5 protein-coding genes are annotated in these 5,570 nt (G+C 49.7%); 1 reads left to right on the top strand and 4 read right to left on the bottom strand.

Features of this window, described 5'->3' with window-relative positions; genetic code table 11:
* The 4 genes from L691_RS0126965 to L691_RS0126950 form a co-directional block, all read right to left on the bottom strand.
* A partial coding sequence (locus L691_RS0126965) for an MATE family efflux transporter (RefSeq protein ID WP_025693298.1) occupies positions 1–920 on the bottom strand: 920 nt, incomplete at its 3' end.
* A gap of 311 nt (positions 921–1,231) precedes the next feature.
* Positions 1,232–2,488 (bottom strand): putative glycoside hydrolase, encoded by a 1,257-nt coding sequence (locus tag L691_RS0126960; protein ID WP_025693297.1) that lies wholly within the window; start codon positions 2,486–2,488, stop codon positions 1,232–1,234.
* A gap of 194 nt (positions 2,489–2,682) precedes the next feature.
* Complete coding sequence (locus L691_RS0126955) at positions 2,683–2,871, bottom strand: hypothetical protein (RefSeq protein ID WP_084654504.1); 189 nt, start codon at positions 2,869–2,871, stop codon at positions 2,683–2,685.
* A gap of 177 nt (positions 2,872–3,048) precedes the next feature.
* On the bottom strand, positions 3,049–3,870 hold the full coding sequence (locus L691_RS0126950) for a YitT family protein (RefSeq protein ID WP_025693295.1): 822 nt from the start codon (positions 3,868–3,870) through the stop codon (positions 3,049–3,051).
* Positions 3,871–4,208: 338 nt separating this feature from the next.
* On the opposite strand from L691_RS0126950, the gene L691_RS0126945 reads away from it, so the two are divergent.
* The coding region (locus L691_RS0126945) for a DEAD/DEAH box helicase (RefSeq protein WP_025693294.1) at positions 4,209–5,570 on the top strand (1,362 nt) is incomplete at its 3' end.

The raw sequence follows: 5,570 nt of genomic DNA, 5'->3' as shown, positions 1-5,570 counted from the left end.
CCGGCCTCGAAGCCGACGAGAATGGTAAGACTCATGCAGATGCTGAGCGGAATCATATACAGCATGGAGGCAAAGTTGATCGCCGCCTGATGGGCGGCAATCGTCATCGTGTCGAACCGGCTCATTAGCAGCGTAACCGTGGAGAAGACCGCTGTCTCAAAAAAGATGGAGAAGCCAATTGGCACCCCGATCAAGAGCTGCTCTTTAATGGCCGCTGGTGAGAGTGCGTGAAATTCGCGGAGTATCCCTAGATTCTTGAAAGGCTCTGCCAGAAATATAAACAGAAGCGCCACACCAAAAATGATCCAGTACGTAATGGCGGAAGCCACACCGGCACCGACTCCGCCCATGCGGGGAAAGCCCCAATGGCCAAAGATTAACAGATAATTTAATCCGACATTTACAGGTAGGGCGATTAGAGTAATGAACATCGACACCCGGGTTTGTCCGGTTGCATCAATACAGCTGCGCAGCACGGTGTACCCGAACAGAGGAATGACTCCGAAGGATATGGCGCCAAGAAAGCGAAAAGCGATGCTGCGTACGGAAGGCTCAAGGTCCATAAAACCCAGAACCGGTCCCAAAGCGAGCGTTCCAAGCACCAGTACGAAAAGGGATACGATAAGCGACAGCCAGATGCCCTGCATGACTTTGTAAGCGACTTCGCCATCACGCCTTTTTCCTAACAGCTGCGAAACGATAGGGGTGAGGCCGATTAAGATACCGCTCAGTCCAGTTTGAATGGGAATCCACAGGCTGGTTCCGATCGCGACCCCAGCGAGATCGGCGGTACCAAATCTGCCGGACATGTTCGTATCGAAAAAAGCAATCGCGGACAAGGCGATTTGAGTAATGAGGATGGGGAAGAGAATATGGAGAAACTGGACTATTTTTTGGCCGAATGATGTTGTTGGTTTCAATAAAATATGCCTCGTTATCTTTAAGTTTGCAAATCTAGAGAATGAACAAGCACAAGCCGCTGTAAGCCCGGCTCCAGCAAAGAACCCGGCACCTGCGGAGGGCACTGAAAAACTACTTGATTTTTAGAAATTCAACATTTTGAGGGGGTCAAATATGATTCCCGGAACGCAAAACGAGCCTTAGAAACGATTCTAGAGGCTCGTTTTTTTTCGCGTATTTTTTGAAGAGACTTTTTCAGTGACCTCCACCTGCGCCGGGTCTCTGATCAAAAATATAAGAATAATTTATGATTTAATCATTGCAGTATTCATTATTTTTCGTAGTCGACGCCTGGTGTATACCGATTGCTCGCATTCCATAATAGGAATTCGTTAATATTCTGTTCCTTCATCGCGCGGATCTGATCTTCCACCTGCTGCTTGCCGTATTTAATATAATGACCGCTGCCAAGCCAACTGGCTGTGAAGTCTTGAATCCAGGGCCGTATAATTGGCTTGTAGCTGCCTAGCGGATTTAATTTCTTGTGGGTATCCACCATTGAACCTTTGATGGTTGCGTAAGGGTTCTTATCTGGGTCCTTGACGTTGAACCAGCCGCCCGAATAATGGCTTGGGTAAACCATGGGATTAATGACATCCACATTTTTGGAAATTTTCACAAAATCCTGGCCAATTCCTTCTGCGGCCGGGACCGAGGCGGCATAGCCAAAAATATCAACGGATACCCTTACGCCGAGCGGATTTAGCTCCTGCTTCGCATACTTGACGAAGTCCGAAACGATTTGCACCCGGCTTTTTCCTGCAACCTTGGTGTATTTTAGCGAGTCCGCCCGTTTTTCAAATCCTTCGGGGAAGCGGACGTAATCGAATTGGATCTCTTTGAAGCCGAGCTTAACCGCTTCTTTGGCGATTTCTACATTGTATTTCCATACATTTTCGTTGTATGGATTGACGAAGCTGTCTCCGCCTTTGTTGTGCCATACGGAACCGTCACTCTTCACGAACGACAATTGCGGATTTTTCTTGGCAAGCACGGAATCCTTGAAGACAACGATCCGGGCGATTGGATAGACATCATGCTTCTTCAGCCGTTCCATCAATTTGTTGATATCGCCGATAAAAGGCTGGGGTTTACCCATCTGCTGCAGCTCGGCGTTATCCGTCTTGTAGGTGATGTAACCGGCGTCGTCCTTGATGTCGATAACCATCGCGTTCAGTTCCGTCTTGTCGATCAAATTTAGCAGCGTATCCATCCGCGAGCCGCCGGCGCTGTATGCCGTGACGTATATTCCTTTGACTTTGGGTGCGTCCGGCTGAGGATCAGGCAGGGGCACGCCATCAAGGGTTGCGGTTGCATCCGGCGAGGCGGAAGGTGCTGGAGTTGAAGCAGCGCCTCCTGGTTTCGAATCTGTCGAACCTCCAGTTGCATTTGGCGGGACGGTTTGATTTGCGGCAACTGTCGTATAAGTGACGGATTGAAGTACGGCAGCAGCGTCAGCTTGCGATTGCCCATGCTGAACGCCCACGCTTCCCAGGGCCATCATCAATATAGCCCAAGTGATGTTCATTTTTCTCTCTCCTCTTTTATGTACGTTGGTATAAATTATAATAAGAATGGTAACGAATAAAAAGAACAGGTTTGTAACAATAATGAAATCATTTTGTCAGTCTTCCGCCGATCGTAAGATTAATAAAAAAAGTAAATGCCGCCTGAACCGGATATTAGGCTGGTTCAGGCGGCAACCTTAAAACTCGTGTTTCCTCATTGAAGATACGCAGAATCCTGATGCTCGCAAATGCTGTACTGAATGATGTCCATCGCATCAGCAGAGTCCAGAATGCTCAGCCCGTCCCGCAGAACGATCATAGAATCGAGTTCGTCCTGCTTGAGAAACGGCATCATATCTGGATACCACTTCTTGACGATTTCTGACAATTTCACCGTTTCCATTTCCACAGTAATCACCCTTTCCTTTTTCGAATGTTGCTGAACTTAAATTCAGGTTTCACCCAGAAAAACGACAAGTGCCTGGAAAAGAGGGCAGAGCAGAATCATCAAGAACATGTATTGACTTTCTGCGCATCATTAATATATCACAATTTTTAAGCATGTGCACCATTTAACAAATTACCTTTTGCGGAACGATCCCATAATACCAACCGTTTCCAAGATATTGACAAAAGCTTGCGGATCGCTCTGTTTGATGATTCGCTTGAGCTCCGCCAACTCGTAACGGGTTGTCACTGTCATTAGCATGTCCTTTTCCGTATGGGAGTAAGCGCCCTCAGTCTTGATCTTGGTTACGCCTCTCTGGAGTTCAAGCAGGTGCTGGAGCATTTCGTCCGTACGGCTCGTAACAATTAATACGGTAACTTTAATATGGCTGACGTGGATCAGATCAACCACCCGGCCGGTTACGTACATGGAGGCCATTGAAGCCAGAGCTATGTTCCAGTTATTCTCCAGATAACCTGCGGCGAGAATAACTAGCGCATTCAGGGATACGAGTACGCTGCCAATGGGAAAGTCCCTATGGCGGCTGATGATTGAGCCCAGAATATCGAAGCCTCCGGACGAACCGCCGACGCGGAACGAATTTCCGCTGCCGACCCCGACGAGCACTCCGCCGAATACGGAGGCCAGCAGCATATCGGAGACAAGCATCTTCACGGGAATGATTTCAATCAACCAGGTTGTTGCGGCAACCGACGCAATGCTGAACACGATAAAACGCCGGCCAAGCTGAAACCATCCGGCAACCAGGAGAGGAATGTTGAAGAGAAGATACAGCAAACTGACATTGAGCAGAGTAAAATAGCTTGCCAACATGGACAGACCGGACACGCCGCCGCTCAGCAGCCGATGAGGAATGAGGAACAGATTGAACCCGGCGGCAATCAGTCCGGAGCCAAAAATTACGGCCAGAAGGCTGAAGCAATATCTAAGCAAGCAAAAATCACCTTCCGAAATCATGGGATGTAAGTAAGAATGCAAACGATGTAAGTATAAATGAAAGGAATACGCTGGTATTCCTCTTTGGATTTGTGATATAATGTATAGGATATTCTTGAGTAGAGCGTTACAATGAACTTTTTGCATTGTTTCGAATGTGAAGCTACTGTTGTTCGGGCCTATTGGAGCACCTGATGAAAGGACGGCCCGCCGTCCCCTAACGCGAAACCATGCAGAGTTTCCGGCATGATTGGACAGCCTATAAATGTTTGCCGCTACTTAAGAATACAGACAAGCATGTGGAATGTCCACTGTATAGAAGGAGCATGAATAATTTGAAGACATTTGCAGAATTTGACTTGGACCCGAAAGTGTTGCAAGCCATCACAGAACTGGGATTCGAGGAAGCAACTCCGATTCAATCCCAGTCCATCCCGATCGCTATGACAGGCAGTGACTTGATCGGACAAGCCCAGACCGGTACCGGGAAGACGGCAGCATTCGGTATTCCGCTTATTACCAAGATTCCCCGCGAGGAAGAAAAAATCGTAGCGCTGATCATGACGCCGACCCGTGAACTTGCCATTCAGGTAGCGGAAGAAATCGGCAAGCTCAGCCGCTTCAAGGGAATCCGATCCCTGCCAATCTATGGCGGTCAGGACATCGGCCGCCAAATCCGCGGTCTGAAGAAGAAACCGCAGATCATTATCGGTACGCCGGGACGTCTGCTTGACCACATTAACCGCAAGACGATCCGTCTGGACGACGTGCAGACCGTCGTACTGGATGAAGCGGATGAAATGCTGGATATGGGCTTCATGGAGGATATCCAGTCCATCCTGAAGCTCGTTCCTGAAGAACGGCAGACCATGCTGTTCTCGGCAACGATGCCTCCGAACATCCAGCGTCTTGCCCAGCAGTTCCTTAAGAACCCAGAGCATGTCTCCGTCATTCCGAAGCAGGTTAGCGCGCCGCTGATCGATCAGGCGTACATTGAAGTCCCGGAACGCCAGAAGTTCGAAGCGCTGAGCCGTTTGATCGATATGGAATCTCCGGAACTTGCGATCGTATTCGGACGGACGAAGCGCCGGGTTGATGAGTTGTCCGAAGCGCTCCAAAAACGCGGCTACTCTGCAGACGGTCTGCACGGCGACCTGTCTCAGAACCAGCGCGATGCTGTAATGCGCAAATTCCGCGACGGAAGCATCGATGTACTGGTTGCGACCGACGTGGCGGCTCGCGGACTCGACGTTTCCGGGGTAACGCATGTCATTAACTTTGACCTGCCACAGGACCCGGAAAGCTATGTACACCGAATTGGACGTACCGGACGCGCTGGCAAGGAAGGCGCTGCCGTGTCGTTTGTAACTCCTCGCGAAATCGACCATCTGCGTCTTATTGAGCGTGTGACTCGTCACCGGATCGCCCGTAAGCCGCTGCCTACGATGGCTGAGGCGATTGAAGGCAAACAGCGCGTTACCGCCGAGCGGCTGATGGATACGATGGAGAATGGAGAACTGAACGAGTACAAGGGTATTGCGATCCAACTGCTTGAGCAGTATGATTCCGTTCGTCTGCTGTCCGCAGCGATGCAGCTGCTTACCGGGGAGAAGAAGGATTCCGAAATCCAACTGACGCCGGAAGAACCGATCCGCGTGAAACGCCGTGGCGGTAAGAATGATATCCGCAGCGGGCGT

The sequence above is a fragment of the Paenibacillus zanthoxyli JH29 genome (assembly GCF_000520715.1).
Classification (GTDB): domain Bacteria; phylum Bacillota; class Bacilli; order Paenibacillales; family Paenibacillaceae; genus Paenibacillus_AQ; species Paenibacillus_AQ zanthoxyli.
The sequence above is the reverse complement of the archived record's forward strand: the minus strand, read 5'-3'. Positions and strand labels throughout refer to the sequence as shown.